Source organism: uncultured Pseudoflavonifractor sp., assembly GCF_944387805.1.
In the GTDB taxonomy this organism is placed as follows: Bacteria; Bacillota; Clostridia; order Oscillospirales; family Oscillospiraceae; genus Pseudoflavonifractor.
Genome location: NZ_CALXGI010000012.1, coordinates 17,759 through 35,427, shown reverse-complemented (window position 1 = coordinate 35,427; position 17,669 = coordinate 17,759). Strand labels below are relative to the sequence as shown.

18 protein-coding genes are annotated in these 17,669 nt (G+C 61.0%); 10 read left to right on the top strand and 8 right to left on the bottom strand.

Translation table 11 applies throughout. The features are described from left to right. Positions 1 to 323: 323 nt before the first annotated feature. From Q0K06_RS05260 to Q0K06_RS05230, 7 genes are all read right to left on the bottom strand, one after another. Positions 324 to 1,130 (bottom strand): energy-coupling factor transporter transmembrane component T, encoded by an 807-nt coding sequence (locus Q0K06_RS05260; protein ID WP_294549492.1) that lies wholly within the window; start codon positions 1,128 to 1,130, stop codon positions 324 to 326. After that, a complete protein-coding gene (locus Q0K06_RS05255) occupies positions 1,131 to 2,000 on the bottom strand; it encodes an energy-coupling factor transporter ATPase (protein ID WP_294549488.1) in 870 nt (289 codons plus the stop codon). Positions 2,001 to 2,068: 68 nt separating this feature from the next. After that, positions 2,069 to 2,917 carry an energy-coupling factor transporter ATPase gene (locus Q0K06_RS05250; RefSeq protein ID WP_294549485.1) on the bottom strand — a complete coding sequence of 283 codons (849 nt, stop codon included), beginning with the start codon at positions 2,915 to 2,917 and terminating at the stop codon, positions 2,069 to 2,071. A 27-nt stretch (positions 2,918 to 2,944) separates the two neighbouring features. Beyond that, positions 2,945 to 3,811, bottom strand: a complete 867-nt coding sequence (locus Q0K06_RS05245) for a class I SAM-dependent methyltransferase (protein WP_294549482.1) — start codon at positions 3,809 to 3,811, stop codon at positions 2,945 to 2,947. Positions 3,812 to 3,853: 42 nt separating this feature from the next. Next, positions 3,854 to 4,108 carry a hypothetical protein gene (locus Q0K06_RS05240; protein ID WP_294549479.1) on the bottom strand — a complete coding sequence of 85 codons (255 nt, stop codon included), beginning with the start codon at positions 4,106 to 4,108 and terminating at the stop codon, positions 3,854 to 3,856. A 52-nt stretch (positions 4,109 to 4,160) separates the two neighbouring features. Continuing rightward, complete coding sequence (locus tag Q0K06_RS05235) at positions 4,161 to 5,162, bottom strand: DUF4179 domain-containing protein (protein WP_294549476.1); 1,002 nt, start codon at positions 5,160 to 5,162, stop codon at positions 4,161 to 4,163. After that, positions 5,155 to 5,637, bottom strand: a complete 483-nt coding sequence (locus Q0K06_RS05230) for a sigma-70 family RNA polymerase sigma factor (protein ID WP_294549473.1) — start codon at positions 5,635 to 5,637, stop codon at positions 5,155 to 5,157. The genes Q0K06_RS05235 and Q0K06_RS05230 overlap by 8 nt, the downstream gene beginning before the upstream one ends. Positions 5,638 to 5,841: 204 nt before the next feature. On the opposite strand from Q0K06_RS05230, the gene Q0K06_RS05225 reads away from it, so the two are divergent. From Q0K06_RS05225 to Q0K06_RS05200, 6 genes are all read left to right on the top strand, one after another. Beyond that, the gene (locus Q0K06_RS05225; protein ID WP_294549469.1) at positions 5,842 to 6,531 is read left to right on the top strand and encodes a hypothetical protein; all 690 of its coding nucleotides are present in this window, start codon (positions 5,842 to 5,844) and stop codon (positions 6,529 to 6,531) included. Between the two features lie 3 nt (positions 6,532 to 6,534). Then, positions 6,535 to 7,089, top strand: a complete 555-nt coding sequence (locus Q0K06_RS05220) for a Fe-S-containing hydro-lyase (protein ID WP_294549466.1) — start codon at positions 6,535 to 6,537, stop codon at positions 7,087 to 7,089. Between the two features lie 114 nt (positions 7,090 to 7,203). Then, positions 7,204 to 8,154, top strand: coding sequence for an NAD(P)-dependent oxidoreductase (locus Q0K06_RS05215; RefSeq protein ID WP_294549463.1), 951 nt, complete (start codon positions 7,204 to 7,206; stop codon positions 8,152 to 8,154). Between the two features lie 137 nt (positions 8,155 to 8,291). Beyond that, complete coding sequence (locus tag Q0K06_RS05210; protein WP_294549459.1) at positions 8,292 to 9,974, top strand: glutamine--tRNA ligase/YqeY domain fusion protein; 1,683 nt, start codon at positions 8,292 to 8,294, stop codon at positions 9,972 to 9,974. A gap of 73 nt (positions 9,975 to 10,047) precedes the next feature. After that, the gene (locus Q0K06_RS05205; protein WP_294549456.1) at positions 10,048 to 11,076 is read left to right on the top strand and encodes an aminotransferase class I/II-fold pyridoxal phosphate-dependent enzyme; all 1,029 of its coding nucleotides are present in this window, start codon (positions 10,048 to 10,050) and stop codon (positions 11,074 to 11,076) included. A gap of 32 nt (positions 11,077 to 11,108) precedes the next feature. Beyond that, positions 11,109 to 13,346 (top strand): DUF6273 domain-containing protein, encoded by a 2,238-nt coding sequence (locus Q0K06_RS05200; protein ID WP_294549453.1) that lies wholly within the window; start codon positions 11,109 to 11,111, stop codon positions 13,344 to 13,346. 224 nt (positions 13,347 to 13,570) lie between these two features. Here Q0K06_RS05200 and Q0K06_RS05195 read toward each other — a convergent pair whose 3' ends face one another. Further along, positions 13,571 to 14,047 (bottom strand): flavodoxin, encoded by a 477-nt coding sequence (locus Q0K06_RS05195; protein WP_294549450.1) that lies wholly within the window; start codon positions 14,045 to 14,047, stop codon positions 13,571 to 13,573. Positions 14,048 to 14,223: 176 nt separating this feature from the next. Here Q0K06_RS05195 and Q0K06_RS05190 point away from each other — a divergent pair, with 176 nt between their 5' ends. The 4 genes from Q0K06_RS05190 to Q0K06_RS05175 all read left to right on the top strand — a co-directional run bounded on the left by Q0K06_RS05190 (position 14,224) and on the right by Q0K06_RS05175 (position 17,658). Beyond that, the gene (locus tag Q0K06_RS05190; RefSeq protein WP_294549447.1) at positions 14,224 to 15,111 is read left to right on the top strand and encodes a LysR family transcriptional regulator; all 888 of its coding nucleotides are present in this window, start codon (positions 14,224 to 14,226) and stop codon (positions 15,109 to 15,111) included. 88 nt (positions 15,112 to 15,199) lie between these two features. After that, positions 15,200 to 15,550: a MerR family transcriptional regulator gene (locus Q0K06_RS05185; RefSeq protein WP_294549445.1), complete on the top strand. Its 351-nt coding sequence runs from the start codon at positions 15,200 to 15,202 to the stop codon at positions 15,548 to 15,550. A gap of 209 nt (positions 15,551 to 15,759) precedes the next feature. Next, positions 15,760 to 16,509, top strand: coding sequence for a carboxymuconolactone decarboxylase family protein (locus Q0K06_RS05180; protein ID WP_294549442.1), 750 nt, complete (start codon positions 15,760 to 15,762; stop codon positions 16,507 to 16,509). Between the two features lie 21 nt (positions 16,510 to 16,530). Further along, entirely contained in the window at positions 16,531 to 17,658 is a 1,128-nt protein-coding gene (locus Q0K06_RS05175) for an aldo/keto reductase (RefSeq protein WP_294549438.1), read from the top strand. Positions 17,659 to 17,669: the final 11 nt, after the last annotated feature.

The following is a 17,669-nucleotide window of genomic DNA, read 5'->3' as shown; positions in this document are numbered from 1 at the left end:
GCATAGCCGTCGGAGCCTACGCTGCAAACGTGCCACCGGCACGTTTGCTATACGCTGCGGTGCCACCCGTGGTAGGCCGTCCCAACATACATCAGTTTTAGTGCTATATTTCGCATAACGGCCTCCCACGCCTTTTCTCTCTGCTTCTGCCCTACTTCCCCTCCGCCGGCATAGCCGTCGGAGCCTACGCTGCAAACGTGCCACCGGCACGTTTGCTATACGCTGCGGTGCCATCCGTGGTAGGCCGTCCCAACGTACATCAATTTTAACGCGATATTTTTCATAAAATCATAGAACTTTCATTAGAAATTTCTTAAAAATTCTTACAGGCCAAAGTGGGCCAGCACGCCTACGGCCACACAGACCGCCAATCCGCCCACCAGGAAGGCTGCGTCGGCCTTCCGGTACTTCAGCTGGCGCAGGCGGGTGCGGCCCTCGCCGCCGTGGTAGCAGCGGCATTCCATGGCGATAGCCAGCTCGTCCGCCCGGCGGAACGCCGAGATGAACAGGGGCACCAGCAGGGGAATAAGAGCCTTGGCCTTGTCCATCAGTCCGCCGGTATCAAAGTCGGCGCCGCGTGCCTTCTGAGCAGACATAATCTTGTCCGTCTCCTCAATAAGGGTGGGGATGAAGCGGAGGGCGATGGACATCATCATGGACAGCTCATGGACGGGCACATGAATCTTCTTCAGCGGATTCATCAGATTTTCCAGTCCGTCGGTCAGGAGAATGGGCGAGGTGGTGTAGGTCAGCAGGAAGGTGCACAGGATAAGCATGGAAATGCGCAGCACCATAAAGACAGCCGACCAGATGCCCTCCACCGTCAGGTTGAGGAAGCCCCACTTCCAGATGGTCTGTCCCGGCGTCCAGAACAGGTTGAGGAAGGCAGTGATGATGATAATGATGAGAATGGGCTTGAGGCCCCGGAAGATGGTCTTCAGTTTTACCTTGGAAACGGCAATGGCCGAGGCCAGCACCACCATCATGATACCATACCCCACCAGCTGCTTGGCCAGGAACAGGGCCACGATATACATGACGGTGAGGAGGATCTTGGTCCGGGGATCCAGGCGGTGGAGAATGGAGTTCCCGGGGAAATACTGCCCCAGGGTAATGTCCTTCAGTGCCACTTACACCGCCCCCTTCCGCGCTCTGTACGCCGCCATGACAGCCGCTTTGGCCTGTTCCATGGTGTAGACCGTGTCGTCCACGTCCACGCCCAGCTTTTTCAGCTGGTGGAGCACCCGGGTCACCTGGGGCACACCCAGGCCCATGGCAATCAGTTCCTCCTCATGGGCAAAAACCTCACAGGGTGCACCGGCGAAGGGAATGCGGCCGTCGTTGACCACCACCAGCCGGTCCACCGTCCGGGCCACCTCCTCCATGGAGTGGGAGACGATAATGATGGTGGCGTTCTTGGCCACATGGTAGTCGTGGATATTGGACAGGATATTTTCCACGCCCACCGGGTCCAGGCCGGCGGTTGGCTCGTCCAGGATGAGGACGGAGGGCTCCATGGCGATGACGCCCGCAATGGCTACCCGGCGCTTCTGTCCTCCGGACAGCTCAAAGGGAGACTGCTCCAGTATGGCGTCGGACAGCCCCACAAAGGCCGCCGCCTCCCGGACCCGGCGGTCAATTTCCGCCTCGGAGAGTTTCATATTCCGGGGACCGAATGCGATGTCCTTATACACTGTCTCCTCAAAGAGCTGATACTCCGGGTACTGGAACACCAGTCCCACCTGGAAGCGGGTCTGATGGGTGCGCTCCTTAGTCTCCCAGATGTCCTTTCCCTCAAAGAGCACCCGGCCGGAGGTGGGCTTAAGCAGGCCGTTAAGGTGCTGAATCAGGGTGGATTTGCCCGATCCGGTGTGGCCGATGATGCCCAGATACTCCCCCCGGTAGGCTGTGAAATCCACATCAATCAGCGCGCCGTGCTCAAAGGGGGTGCCGGCGGAATAGATGTGGCTGAGTTTTTCTGTCTGGATAATCGCTTCCAATGACTTCAGTCCTTTTTAATCAGTGGTGCATTCCTCTCATGGAGGTAACGCCCGCAAAATATGCCGGTTTACCGGGTGATCAGCTCATACAGCGCCTTGGCGCACTCCTCGTCGCTGAGGGCGTCCAGAGGGGCATCCAGCCCCTCCTTCCGCAGCTCCCAGCACAGCTCCACCGTCTCGGGTACCGTCAGGCCCACGGCCTTCAGCTCCTCCACCCGCTGGAACACCTGCCGGGGAGCTCCGTCGGCAATGACCTTGCCCTTGCTCATGACCACCAGGCGGTCGGCCTGGGCAGCCTCGTCCATGTGATGGGTGATAAGCACCACAGTGATGCCCGCATTCCGGTTGAGCTGGCGGATGGTGTGGAGTACCTCCTTGCGGCCGATGGGGTCCAGCATGGCGGTGGGCTCGTCCAGCACGATGCACCGGGGCCGCATGGCGATGACGCCCGCAATGGCCACCCGCTGCTTCTGTCCGCCGGAGAGCAGATGGGGCGCGTGCTCCCGGTACTCGTACATGTCCACCAGCTTGAGAGCCTCGTCCACCCGGCGGCGGATCTCCTCCGGGGGCACGCCCAGGTTCTCAGGGGCGAAAGCCACATCCTCCTCCACCACGTTGGCCACAATCTGGTTGTCCGGGTTCTGGAACACCATGCCCACGGTGCGGCGGATGTCCAGCAGCAGGTCGTCGTCGCAGGTATCCATGCCGTCCACGTACACCTTGCCGCCGGTGGGCAGCAGGATGGCGTTCATGTGCTTGGCCAGAGTGGATTTGCCCGACCCGTTGTGACCCAGCACCGCCACAAAGCTGCCCTCTTCAATTTCCAGGTCCACCCCGTCCAGCACCACCGGGGAGAGTCCTCCCTCGGCCTCATAGGAGAAGCGGAGATGTTCGGTTTTTACAATGGAATTGGCCATTTCTTGTCTCCCATTCCCTGTCGTTCTTTACCGGTCGGCCATCCAGCGGCCGGTGGCGCCGCAGGGCAGCGCCAGACCGGTCTCAGTGACTCTCAGACCCAGCTCGGCGCTCTCGGTGTGGCCGCCGTGCCGCTTGGACACCACGGTCTCCAGAATGTAGGTCAGCACCGAGGGGGCAAGGCCCGTGGTGTAGGAGTTGATGAGGAAAAACAGGGGCTCGTCAGAGAGCACCTGGGCCACCAGCTCCACAAAGGGGTAGAGATTCTCCTCCAGTTTCCAGATCTCGCCGGAGGGTCCCCTGCCGTAGGACGGCGGGTCCATGATCACCGCGTCGTACTTCCGGCCCCGGCGGATCTCCCGCTCCACAAACTTGCCGCAGTCGTCAATGATCCAGCGGATGGGCCGGTCCTCCACGCCGGAGGACTTGGCGTTCTCCCTGGCCCAGGCCACCATGCCCTTGGCCGCGTCCACATGGCACACGCTGGCGCCGGCGGCGGCGCAGGCCACCGTGGCCCCGCCGGTGTAGGCGAACAGGTTGAGCACGCTGATGGGCCGCCCCGCCTTCTTAATCTGCTCCCGGGCAAAATCCCAGTTGGCGGCCTGCTCGGGGAAGAGCCCGGTGTGCTTGAAGTTCATGGGCTTGATGTTGAACGTCAGATCCCCATAGGATATCTGCCAGCGTTCGGGCACGTCCTTCTTCTCCCACTGGCCGCCGCCGGTGGAGGAGCGGGCATACCGGGCGTCAGGCCGCCGCCACAGCCGGTTCTCCCGGGGCGTATTCCAGATGGCCTGGGGGTCGGGCCGCACCAGGGTGTACTTGCCCCAGCGCTCCAGCTTTTCCCCGCCGCCGCAGTCAATCAGCTCATAGTCGTTCCACTTGTCAGAAATCCACATAAGCATATCCCTCAAAACATATGTGCATACAAAATCAGTATATTATATCACCCCTTCTGCTGGAACGTCAATTCGAAAACCGCCTGGAAAACGGCTTTTTACATCTTCGCCTTCGGTCAGCTCTGCCAGTCCGGGCGAAAAAGGGCACTGTTGATACATCTTGCGGTGCAAGACTCCGGAGGGAAGGATCGTGTGAAAGAAAGCCGTCAGGGTTGTCTTTTGCGTGGAATCAAACCACTCTTTCAATCTTTTAAAAGCTTGAAAGAGTGCAGCAGCCTGTCGAAGAAGTCGTTTCAACAGGCCAAAGGGCGCTCCGTGCCATGGCACGGAGCGCCCTTGAAGCTGCCTCTTATTTTTTTATCGGAATCTCGGTCTCCCCAAAGCGGAGCGCGGCGATGTCCTCCACATCCACCGGCACCACCCAGGTGTAGGAGAACGTGTGGGTTCCGTCTTTCTCCTCGCCGCCTCCGCCGCCGGAGTTTCGCACCTCTGTGCCGTCCTCCAGCACGGCGGACACATCGGAGATAAACTCCCCCGCCGCCCGGAAGCGGATGCCGGTGTCAGAGAGCTGGATATCCGTCAGAGTCACCGGCTCACTGGAATATGCGTCGGTGGCCGGGTTCCAGGAGGGCACCTCCGCCTTCTCAATGGTCACCACCGGTGAGCGGCTCTCCACGGTCAGGGGGATGGAGAAGCGCCATGTCCCCTCCGCCGCTATCTCAGGCTCCGCGCTGCCGTACCCTCCTTCGGTCAGGCCGGTCAGGGAGAGCTCCAGCGTATAGCCGCCGGCGCTGAGCTGGGCGTCGGTGGGCAGGGTGGCGAAGTACTCCAGGACCAGATTGAGGCTCCCGTTCTCATCCACGCCCATCAGCCGGGTGCCGTAAGACACCACGCCGGCTGACAAATCGGCAGGGTCAGGCGTAATCTCCACAGAGACATCCCCGAAGCCGTACTCCTTCTGCTGGGAGAAATCCATGCCGCTCACCTTCAGCAGGGCCCACAGGTTGTCCGTGCCCACAGTGATGCTGTCCACAGTCACGGTGATATCTCCGTCCGTGGCGCTCTCCCCCACGGACTGGGTCAGTCGCTGGATGGTCTCTGTCTGGTTCTCGCCCAGGGACTGGCCTGTCCAGCTGTCCCACTCCCTGCCGAACCAGTCCAGCATACCGCCTCCAAAGGCCACGGCCATGGCGGTAATGCTCAGGACGGCGGCCGCCGCCGCCACCGCCGCCACCCGTGCGGGCTGAAACCGGCGGGAACGTTTCTCACTCAGATTCATAATTTTCCTCCTGGTCTCCGGGGAGGTGTGGAGACGGGAAAAGGTCTCGTGGTACAGTTCTCTGTCATACATCGCTCCATTCCTCCTTGAAAAGATGCTTCAGCTGTTCTCGCCCTCTGGCCAGATGGGTCTGAACGGTGGATGGGTTGCGCCCCAGCATGGCGGAAATCTCGCTGACGGCGTACCCCTCATAATAATAGAGGTACAGGGGCACGCGGTACTTCCGCGGCAGGTCCATCACCGCCTGGAACAGGGTGCTCTGCTCCGGCGTCTCCCAGGTCAGGGTACCTGCGTACTCCTCCAGCGGCTCAGTGTGCCGCCGCCAGGGGGACATAGCCAGCCGCTTGCACTCATTGAGCGCCACCCGGACCAGCCAGTGTCTGGCATGCTCTCCGCTGTCGAAGCCCTCCCTGCGGCGGAACAGGCGGAGAAAGGTCTCCTGGGTGACGTCGTCCGCGTCCTGGGGTGAGCGGAGATAGTGAAACGCCAGACGGTACACCATGTCCATATGCTGTTGTGCCAGTGCGTTGAAGGCCTGCTGCTCCATGCCCGGGCTCCTCCCTGAAAAGCTTTTCATCCATAATACCCCGGGAAACGGCGGAATATCTCAGCGGCAGGAAGAATTTTTTCTTCCCCCCGTCACGGCGGCATAAATGATTGTATCGTCTCTGAATCTATGCTACAATGAAAAACATGGAGTTTACCCGCGGGCAGCAGCCCGCAGTTCTGAGAAAAAGACGAGGTGTCTCATATGAGTGAGCAGCAGTTCCGCACGGTAGCCTTTGGCGGATTTCATAAGCAGGATGTGCTGAACTATGTGGAGACCTCCTCCCGGCAGCACCGGGAGAAGGTAGCCGTTCTGACCAGAGACCTGGAGGAGGCCCGCAAGGCCGCCTCCGAGGCGGAGAAGAAGGCGGCGGATGCCGCCGTCCGGGAGGAGGAGCTGTCCGCCCGGGCCGAGGCCCTGGCCGCCGAGCTGAAGGAGAAGAGCGACGCGCTGGACGCCATCCGGGCCCAGCTGGAGGAAAAGACCGCCCGGCTGGTGCGGGTGGAGGAGGAGCTCTCCGCCGCCCAGTCCCGCCTGTCCCGCTCGGAGGCGGACGCCGAGGCCTACGCCGGCGTCAAGGACCGTGTGGCCTGCATTGAGCTGGACGCCCACTACCGGGCCCAGGCCGTCCAGGCCGAGGCTGAGAAAAAGGCCAGGGAGACCCGGGAGCAGGTCAATCAGTGGCTGACCCGGGTGGAGGCGGGGTACGACCGTCTGCGCACCGACGTGGACGCCACCATCTCCCACGCCTCCGGAGAGCTGGACCGGGTTGCCCGCAGTCTGGAGCACATCACCGCCGAGTTTGCCGAGCACGACACCGCCCTGGAGAAGCTGCTCCAGGTCTGCCGTGAGGGTGAGCCCCCCAAGGCCCCCACGCCCCTGACGGAGGAATAAGCCATGTCACAGACCATTTCTCTTACCACCGGGCAGCTGCCTGCCGCAGCTCCGACCTTGCGTGCCGGGGACCGGGTGCTGCTGTCGGGCACCATTTACACCGCCCGTGACGCCGCCCACAAGCGCATCTTCGCCCTGCTGGACCAGGGCAGGGAGCCGCCCTTTCCCCTGAAGGATGCGGTTATCTACTACGCCGGGCCCACCCCCGGCCAGCAGGGCATGGCGGTGGGCGCCTGCGGCCCCACCACCTCCAGCCGGATGGACCCCTACGCCCCCCGGCTTCTGGATCTGGGATTGCGGGCCATGATAGGCAAGGGCCAGCGGTCCCGGGCCGTGGTAGACGCCATAGTCCGCAACGGAGGGGTGTACTTCGCCGCCGTGGGCGGCGCGGGCGCCCTTATCGCCAGGTGCATCAGAACGTCAGAGGTCATCGCCTTTGAGGACCTGGGATGTGAGTCAGTCAAGCGGATGACAGTCGAAGACCTGCCCCTCACTGTGGCCATCGACGCCCAGGGCGGCAACCTCTACGAGACCGGCCGGGCTGCCTACGCCCGGTAATGCTTTAAAGCTCTCAGCGGCGCGGAAATTTCCGCGCCGCGTTTTTTGTCCCCTTGTCAACGCCACCCCGGGCTGGTATAGTAAGCTCAATCAGTCTCGAGAGGAAGGATTGAAATGAACGGAACCACCGTGGTGCTCAACGCCGCGAAAATGAATTACGACGGAAAACTGGATCTCTCTTCCCTGGCTCCCCACGTAACCATCTATGACGACAGCACGCCGGAACAGATTCCTCAGCGGCTTCATGGCTGCGAGATCGCCGTGACCAAGGAGCTGCCCGTACCCGCAGAGCTTATCGCCCGGTTCCCCGACTCGGTGAAGCTCATCTGCGAGGCAGGCACCGGCTACAACAACATCGACCTGGCCGCCGCCAGGGCCAGGGGAATCACCGTGTGCAACATCCCCGCGTACAGCTCCCAGCGGGTGGCCCACACAGCCATCATGCTCCTGCTCTGTCTCAGCTCCTCCATGGGCGCCCAGATCCGAATGCTGGAGCGGGGCGACCGGAGCAATTTCACCCGCTGCCTGGGTCTGGACCATGTGGAGGTCAACGGCAAAACCCTTGGCCTCATCGGCGCGGGCAACATCGGCCGGGCGGTGATGAAGGTGGCCCTGGCCCTGGAAATGGAGGTGCTGGTTTACTGCCGCACCCCCCGGGACTATGGCCCCGGCGTGACCTGCGTGCCCCTGGATGAACTGCTCCGCCGGAGCGACTATGTCTCCCTCCACTGTCCCCTCACCGACGCCACCCGGCACCTCATCAACCGGGAAACTCTGTCCCTCATGAAGCCCACCGCCTTTCTCATCAACACCGCCCGGGGCGCTCTGGTAGACGAGGCCGCCCTCATCGGCGCTCTGAAGGCCGGAAGCATTGCAGGCGCGGGTCTGGATGTGCAGGAAACCGAGCCTCCTGCGGCGGATAACCCCCTCTATACCATGGAAAACGTCATCCTCACTCCCCATATGGGCTGGAAGGGCCTGGAGACCCGCCAGCGGCTCATCTCCCTGCTGGCGGGGAATATCGCCGCCTATCTGGAGGGCCGCCCCATCAACGTGGTGGATTAAGGGCGGACAGAGGCAGATTTTTCCGTCCTGTTCTCAGAAATCCATTGCAATTTCCTCCGCCAACGGGTAAAATAAGAATTTAGCTGGCTGCCTTCCGGCAGCACAGCAGAAATGGAACATTTAAGGAGTGAAACAACATGACCGAAGAGCTGAACACCACCATGACCCAAAACTTCATCCATGATTTCATTGACGAGGACATCGCCCAGGGTGGTCAGTTCCAAGGCATGACCGTCCATACCCGTTTTCCTCCCGAGCCCAACGGCTACCTCCACATCGGCCATGCCAAGGCCATCTATATTGACTTCGGCACCGCCGAGAAGTACGGCGGCCTGTGCAACCTCCGTATGGACGACACCAACCCCACCAAGGAGGACGTGGAGTATGTCGAGGCTATCCAGGAGGACATCCACTGGCTGGGCTACGACTGGGGCGACCGGTTCTACTATGCCTCCGACTACTTTGAGAAGATGTACGACTGCGCCGTGGAACTCATTAAGAAGGGCCTGGCCTACGTCTGCGAACTGACCCCCGAGCAGTTCAAGGAGTATCGGGGCGATGTAAACACCCCCGCCCGCTCCCCCTGGCGGGACCGCCCGGTGGAGGAGTCTCTGGATCTGTTCGCCCGGATGCGGGCCGGCGAGTTTGAGAACGGACGCATGACCCTGCGGGCCAAAATCGACCTCAGCAGCGGCAACTTCAACATGCGCGACCCTGTCATCTACCGCATCAACCATATGCGCCACCACCGCCAGGGTGACAAGTGGTGCATCTACCCCATGTACGACTTCGCCCACCCCATCGAGGACGCCCTGGAGGGCATTACGCACTCCCTCTGCTCCCTGGAGTTTGAGGACCACCGTCCCCTGTACGACTGGGTCATTGAACACTGCGACCTGCCCGCCAAGCCCCGGCAGATCGAGTTCGCCCGCCTGGGCATCAACTACACCGTCATGAGCAAGCGGAAGCTGCGCCAGCTGGTGGAGGAGGGCCGTGTCTCCGGCTGGGACGATCCCCGTATGCCCACTCTGTGCGGCCTGCGCCGCCGGGGCTACACCCCCCGGTCCATCCGCAACTTCTCCGAGCGCAACGGCGTGAGCAAGGCGGCCTCCACCGTGGAGTTCGCCTTCCTGGAGCACTGCCTTCGGGAGGACCTGAACGAGGTGGCCCTGCGCCGCATGGCGGTGCTGCGTCCCATCAAGCTCACCGTCACCAACTACCCCGAGGGCCAGAGCGAGACCTTCACTGTGGAGAACAACCCCAGCCGTCCCGAGGACGGCACCCGTGAGGTGTCCTTCTCCCGCCACCTGTATATCGAGGCTGAAGACTTCCTGGAGACCCCTGTGCCCAAGTACAAGCGTCTCTATCCTGATGGCCCCGAGTGCCGCCTGAAGGGCGCCTACCTCATCAAGTGCACCGGCTGCGTGAAGGACGAGAACGGCAATGTGGTGGAGGTCCTCTGCGAGTACGACCCTGACTCCCGCGGCGGCGACCCCGCCGACGGCCGCAAAGTGAAGGGCGCCACCATCCACTGGGTGGACGCCGCCACCGCCGTGGACGCGGAAATCCGTCTGTACGACAACCTGTTCTCTGACGCTGACCCCGACGCCGGCGACAAGAACTTCCTGGACTGCCTGAACCCCAACTCCCTGGAGGTGCTCTCCGGCGCCAAGGTGGAGGCCAGCCTGGCCGGTGCCGCCGCCCCCGCTTCCTTCCAGTTCCTGCGCCAGGGCTATTTCTGCGTGGACAGCAAGGACTCTGCCCCCGGTCATCTGGTGTTCAACCGGTCTGTGAGTCTGAAGGACAGCTTTAAATTCTAACTCCCGGCGGCCGCAGGCCCTGCCCCAGCTTTCAGGGCGGCCTGCGGCCTTTTTATCTGTGAGGTGAATGAACATGTACAATTTCCGCAACGACTACTCTGAGGCGGCTCATCCTGCCGTCCTCGCCGCCATCGCCGCCCACAACGAGGAGCACGTCATCGGCTACGGCGCCGACCAATACTGTGCCCGGGCAGCCCAGCTTATCCGTGACCTGTGCCGCTGTCCCGGGGCGGATGTTCAGTTTCTTATCGGCGGCACCCAGACCAACTTTACCGCCATCGCCGCTTTTCTCCGCCCCTGGGAGGGCGCGATCTGCGCCCACACCGGCCATGTCAACGGCCACGAGGGCGGCGCGGTGGAGGCCACCGGTCACAAGCTGCTCCTGGCCCACGCCGCTCCCGACGGAAAGCTGACTCCTGAGCTCATCCTTCCCCTGGTGGAAGAGGGCCGCAATGAGCATGTGGTGCTGCCCAAGCTGGTATATATCTCGGATGCCACGGAGAATGGCGCGGTGTACACCCTGTCCGAACTGGAGGCCCTTTCCGCCTGCTGCAAGGCCAACAATCTTCTTCTCTTTCTGGACGGCGCCCGGCTGGGAGCCGCTTTCGGGGCGGCGGGGAGCGACGTGGCCCTCCCCGACCTTGCCCGCCTCACCGACGCGTTCTACATTGGCGGCACCAAAAACGGCGCCCTGATGGGCGAAGCCTTGGTCATCGTCAACCCTGCCCTCCAAGAGGGCTTCTTCCGCATCAAGAAGCAGCGGGGCGCCGTGCTGGCCAAAGGCTGGCTGCTGGGCCTCCAGTTCCAGACTCTGCTGGAGGATGGGCTCTACTGGACCATTGCCCGCCACGCGGTGGACATGGCCCAGACGCTCCAGTCCGGCCTGGAGGCTATGGGTCTGTCCATGATGTCCCGCTCGGCCAGCAACATGGTGTTCCCCGTGGTGCCTGACCGCCTGCTGCCCGTGCTGGACAAGCTGTGCGCCTACGAGGTGTGGACCCGCCAGGACGAGAACCACACAGTGATCCGGCTGGTTACCTCCTTTGCCACCCAGGCCGCCGATGTGGAGGGATTCCTGGCCGACCTGAAGGCGGCCCTGTAAGCCCACCATCCCCAACTTTAATGAGGTGACCTATGAACAGACAGCCTTTCTCCCTCCGGGCGTCACAATTCTATGAGCGGTTCGGCCCCTTCCTGCTGGCCGCGCTGGCTGCGGTCATCATGGCCCTGGTTCTCTTTGCCGGCGGCGGGGCGGGACTGTCCAACAACGGGGACTTCGGCCGGGTCATGAGCACCAACTCCCTGGACTATGCCGGGAGCACCGGCTCCTTTGTGTATGAGGATACCTTCCGCATGGTCTTTCAGGGCAATTCCGCCGGAGAGAAGCTGTGGAACCTCCTCTTCAGTCTGGACAACACCGCCGCCTACCCGTCCATCCATCTGGTGTTCGTCCGGGCCTCCCTGGCGGGTAATCTGGCCCTCAACGTGCTCACCGGCCAGAGCCTGGACACCTATCATATCCAGGTGCTGGGCCTCATCTACCTGCTGTGTTACGCCGGACTGCTGCTTCTGCTCTTCCGCTCCTTCCGGCTCCCTGTTCTGTGGTGCGACCTGCTGGTAAAGCTGGCCTTTCTCTTCGTCCTGTGCGACGAGGGATATATCACCTACTTCAACTCCCTGTACAGCGAGCCGGTGCAGATGCTGGGCCTGCTGGCCATGGCGGTCTTTGGCCTGCGGCTGCTGACGGGCCGGGGCAGACTGGGCTGGAACGCTGGCTGGTACTTCCTCTCCTGCGTGGTGTACGGCTGGAGCAAATTCATCAACCTGCCGGTGGCCGCTCTGTGTGCCCTGGGCATGGGGACGGTTCTCTTCCTCCGTGGGGAGCCGAAATGGCGGAAGTGGCTGTGCGGCGGCGCTGCGGCCTGCGTGGCGGTGCTGGGGGCGGTGTACCTCTCCCTCCCCGGCTGGATGGACTACGAGACCAACTACAACGCCGTGTTCTACGGCGTTCTCAAGGACACCACTCCGGAGCAGACCCAGCAATATCTCTCCGCTCTTGGCCTGCCGGAGTATATGGCGGAGTACGCCGACTCCAACTACTACATGGACCGGGTGGCTCCTGCCCGGGAGAGCGAACAGTTCAAAGAGGACTTCTCCCAGGTGTCCAAGTTTGACCTGCTGTTCTTCTACCTCTCCCACCCGGGCTACTACCTGGAAAAGCTGGACGTAGCCATGGCCCACACCGGCTTTATCCGGCCTTACTACCTCTCCAATCTGGATGCTGCCCACCCCCGGCTCACCTTTGCAGGCCGCTTTGGCGGCTGGAGCTGGCTGCGAAGCCAGCTGCCCATCAACACCTGGCTGGCCGCCGGCCTCATCACGGCTGCCGGCTGTTGGGCCCTGTGGCAGGCCGTGGCGGGCCGGAAGGGCACAGGACGCCACAGGCTCTCCGCCGCCCTCCTGGTGCTCACCGTACTGGGCTCCATGGCCTATCAGTTCCTGATGCCCACAGTCACCAACGGCGAGGGGGACCTGGCCAAGCACATGTTCGCCTTCGCCCAGTTCATCGACCTGCTGCTCCTGCTGGTGCTGGTCTGGCTGGGATACCGGCTGTCCCTGTCCGAGCGGGTGCGCCGCCCCGCCGTCGTGCTGGCGGGCGGCACCGCCGTGGTGCTCTGCCTGCTGCTGGCCGTACCTGCCGGAGCCGCTCTGATGCGGGCGCGTCTTCCTCACGCCGCCCTGGAGACCGGGGCCTATATCCAGCTGGGCGCCTGGGAGGGGAAGCCCCTTCTGTGGCAGGCGGCGGAGCAGCAGGAGGACGGCAGCTGGCTGCTCCTGGCGGTGGAAGCGGTGGACAACCGGGCCTTTGACCAGGACGGGGACTTCGGCAGCAACCTGTGGAGCGAGTCCGACCTGCGGGATTGGCTCAACGGCGACTTTCTCACCGCCGCCTTTGACCAGTCGGAACAGGAAATACTGGTGACCGACCGTCACCGGGTGCTTCTGTCCATCACAGACCGGGAGCTGGCCGACTCCGGCTTCAACGATTTCTTCGCCTTCCATGTCCCAGCGTACAGCGACCGGGGCATGGCGGAGGCGGTGGCCATGGACTGCACCGACACTGTCCGCCTGCCCGACATCGGCCTGATGGCCTCTCTGTCCCGGGCAGGGCTGCTCTCCGGCGCCCCCTGCTGGATGGATACCCCCTATTTCAACAACGGCTCCATGGTGCGTATCCTGGGCGCCGACGGGTACTTCTACATGAGGGACGCCGCTGATACCTGGGGCGTGCGCCCGGTGGTGATCCTGTCGGCCGGGACAGCGCTCACCGGTTCAGGCAGCGCAGACGATCCCTTTATCCCGGCCATATAAACTCTGTCTGGAGGTTTGCTTTCACAGGAATCCTTGCAGCCGGCAGATATACAAACAGGCGGACGGTTTCTACCGTCCGCCTGTTTTGTTTTGCGCCGCATGGGCGCTCCTCGCTCGCAGCTCTGCTTCCCGCCTCCCGCAGGCCACGCATAGCGCTCTCCCGCTGCGGGACATATTCTGGCCATACCTTCCGCCAGAGGGAGAGGAATTTAACAGCCGCCGCCTCAGAGCTTTAAACTGGATACCCATGCCTTCAGGGCCTCTTCATCCTGCCGGCCATTGAGCATACGGCCATCCAGGATTTTGGCTCCGGGGGCGCTGCTTCTCAGGCCGGCGGCCGACTTGCCCAGGCCGCTTCCGCCAGAGGTTGCAAAGAGCACGATCGTCTTTCCGGTGAAGTCATAGCTCTCCAGAAATGTATTGATGATGGTGGGGGCCATATACCACCAGATGGGGAAGCCCAAAAAAATAACGTCATGCCCAGCTATGGGAGCGGCTGTATCCGCCAGCGCCGGGCGGGAATGCTTATCATTCATCTCCACGCTGCTGCGGGAGTGCTTATCCATCCAGTTGAGATCAGCGCTGGTATAGGGTACGGCGGGCTTGATCTCATAGAGATCTCCCCCCACGGCCTTTTCCAGCGTCTTTGCCGCCTTGGCGGTGGTGCCGCTTGCAGAGAAATATGCAACCAATGCGCTCATGAAAATAACCTCCTTCAATAGGACCCGCATATTTTGGCTTCCTCTTTTGTTCTATTGTAAATCCGTTCTTCAAAAATGTAAAATACTCATTCTCTATTTACAAATATTCTCTAAAAGCATTTTTAACTTGCCGGATGCCCACAAATATGATACGATGAGAAAAAGGAGGCCTGGCTGTGGAGCTTCGTGTTTTGAAATATTTTCTCGCAGTCGCGCGGGAGGAGAACATCACCAAAGCGGCGGCTCTGCTTCATCTGACCCAGCCCACCCTTTCGCGTCAGCTGATGCAGCTGGAAGAAGAGCTGGGCGTAAAGCTCTTTCACCGCAGCCGGTACCATATTGTGCTGACCGATGAGGGAATGCTGCTGCGGCGCAGGGCCCAGGAGCTGATAGACCTGGCGGAGAAAACAGCTCAGGAATTCCGCAGAGAGCCGGAACTGCGGGGGGAGATCTCCATCGGCAGCGGGGATTTGGAGGGTATGCATGTTCTGGCTGAATTTTTGGCCTCCTTCCAGAAGCTCCATCCACAGGTAACATATCAGATATACAGCGGAAACGCAGACAACATCAAGGAGCAACTTGAGCGGGGCACCCTGGACCTGGGGCTGCTGCTGGAACCTGTGGATATCAGCAAGTACGATATGATTCGTCTGCCGGTGAAGGAACAGTGGGGCGTCCATGTGCAGGAAAATTCTCCGTTGGCACAGAACCCCTCTGTCACTGCCCAGGATCTCTCAAAACTGCCGCTCATCTATACAAGGCGCGGCGTAGTTCAAAAGGAATTGGAGCGTTGGTTCGGCCCCTATGCCAAGGATCTCCGGGTCGCCGCCACCGGCAACCTGCCGTACAACATGGCCCTGCTGTCCAGGGCGGGCGTAGGGGCATTCCTCACCATTCGGCTGCGCTGCAGCTATGAAGGGCTTCGCTTTCTGCCGCTGTCTCCCCCCCTGGAGTCCAGTACAGTGCTGGCCTGGAAGAAAACCGAGACCTTTCCGCCCGCCGTATCCGCGCTGCTGGAGCACATAAAAGAATGCCTTTCAGCTATTTCTGATAATCCAAAATAAGCATTAGACATAATAGAGAAATTGTTCTAAAATGTGGGTGTCCAAGGGCGGACACCTGCATTTTTATTTTCAGTTCGGAGGTTGCGATATGACCATACAGGAGGCAAGCGAACGCTATCAGATCCCCATGCATATCCTGCGGGAATATGAGAGCTGGGGCCTGTGCGGAGCAGTCAAGAAGGTAATGGGCGCTTGGCAGTACGACGACACGGATCTGGAACAGCTGAGCACCATTATGACCCTCCATGATATTGGATTCACCACAGAAGAGGTGGAGGTCTATATGCGGCTTCTGCAGGAGGGGGCGCCTTCCTGCGCGCAGCGGCTCCGCATGTTGGAAGAAAAACGCAGCGCCGCCCTGGATGAAATCCATTTTAAAGAGCATCAGCTCCAGCGGCTGGATTATCTGCGGCATGAAATTCGGAAATCCCAGAGGTGAGCAGAGGGCGCCGTGCAATAAAACGGATTTTTCACTGTTGACCGCACTGGTCTTTGCCTGTGCATTGACGGCCTGAGGAGAATCAGATACGCGGGGCGCCCCAGTAATCTCCGCCCATACGGCCGGAGCGGCAGTCCAGCCGTTTCGGCGGCCAGACTGCCGTGGCATCCGCCGTACTTACTCTGTATCAATTTTGGGGAGGTCATAATATGGAATTATCTATGTCTGCCAAGCAATACTGTGAAGAGCACTTTGCCCAGGTTCCCTTCGGACTGGCGCAGAGCGATCCGGAATTCTCCGCACTGTTTTCCAACTTTGCCTTTGATGAGGTGGTTCATGAGAGTAAGCTGGACGATAAGACCCGCTTTTTGGCCGTCCTGGCTACGCTTATGGGCTGTCAGGGAGTGGACGCCTTCTGCGCGATGGTGCCAGGCGCTCTCAAAAGCGGCGTGACGCCTGTGGAGATTAAGGAACTGGTCTACCAGGGCGCTGCCTATCTGGGCCTCGGCCGGGTGCTCCCCTTCCTGCATGGGGCCAACGCCGCCCTTGAGAAGCAGGGTGTATCCCTCCCGCTTCCGGAGCAGGGCTCCACCACGCCAGATACCCGGATTGCAGCTGGAAATCAGGCCCAGGTTGACATCTTCGGAGAGGGAATGCGCGGCTTCCAGGACAGCGGCCCGGAGGAGAGCCGGCACATCAATCGCTGGCTTGCGGGCAACTGCTTCGGCGACTATTACACCAGAGGCGGTCTGGATTACCGTCAGAGGGAACTCATTACCTTCTGCTTTCTGGCCGCCCAGGGCGGCTGCGAACCCCAGCTTGTGAGCCACGCCGCCGCCAACCTGCGCATCGGAAACGACAAGCGCTTTCTCATCGATGTGGTCTCCCAGTGTCTGCCCTACATCGGCTATCCCCGCAGCTTGAATGCGCTGCGCTGCATCAATGAGGCAGCAAAATAGAGAATGCAAGGAGCTGTTCACATGATTTATAAGGATTTTCAAGGTATGAAGCTTTCCAACCTGGGTATGGGCTGCATGCGCCTGCCTGTGGTGGATGGGAATGACGCCGTTGTGGATCAGGCCGCCGTGGAGGAGATGGTGGCCCTGGCCATGGAGCATGGCGTCAACTACTACGACACCGCTTGGGCTTACCACGGCGGCAATTCTGAGCTGGCCATCGGGAAAGCTCTGTCCGCCTATCCCCGGGAGAAATTTTACCTGGCCAACAAATTCCCCGGTTATGACCTGGGCAACATGGGCAAGGTCAAGGAGATCTTCGAAGAGCAGCTGAAAAAGTGCCGGGTGGACTTCTTCGACTTCTATCTGTTCCACAATGTGTGCGAGATGAATATTGACGCCTATCTGGACCCCAAATACGGTATTCTGGACTATCTGCTGGAACAGAAGAAAAATGGCCGTATCCGTCACCTGGGCTTCTCCTGCCACGGAGCCATGCCAGTACTGAAGCGGTTTCTGGAGGCCTATGGCGAGCATATGGAATTCTGCCAGCTTCAGCTCAACTACATCGATTGGACGTTCCAGAGCGGAAAGGAAAAAGTGGAGCTGCTGGAACAGTACCACATCCCCGTGTGGGTGATGGAACCCCTCCGGGGCGGCCGGCTGGCCCGCCTCAGCGAAAAGGAATCTGCGGTGCTCCAGGCTCTTGATCCTCAGCGTCCTATTCCCTCCTGGGCCTTCCGGTTCCTGCAGCGTATTCCCTCTGTAACGGTCATTCTCTCAGGCATGTCCAATCTGGAACAGTTGAGGGACAATCTTTCCACCTTTGAGACCGAAGCGCCTCTGACAGAAAAGGAATGGGATGCTCTTCTGACCCTGGGCGGCGAGATGACCAACCCCAAGGCGCTGGCCTGTACTGCTTGCCGCTACTGCACCAGTCACTGCCCTCAGGGGCTGGATATTCCTCACCTGTTGTCGCTGTACAACGAGCACCGATTTACCGGCGGCGGCTTCATCGCCCCCATGGCGCTCTCCGCCATTCCGGCAGATAAGCAGCCCAGTGCCTGCATCGGCTGCCGCAGCTGTGAAGCCGTCTGCCCGCAGCAGTTGAAGATTTCAGAGGCTATGGCTGATTTCAGCTCCATGCTGTAAGGAGGTATTCT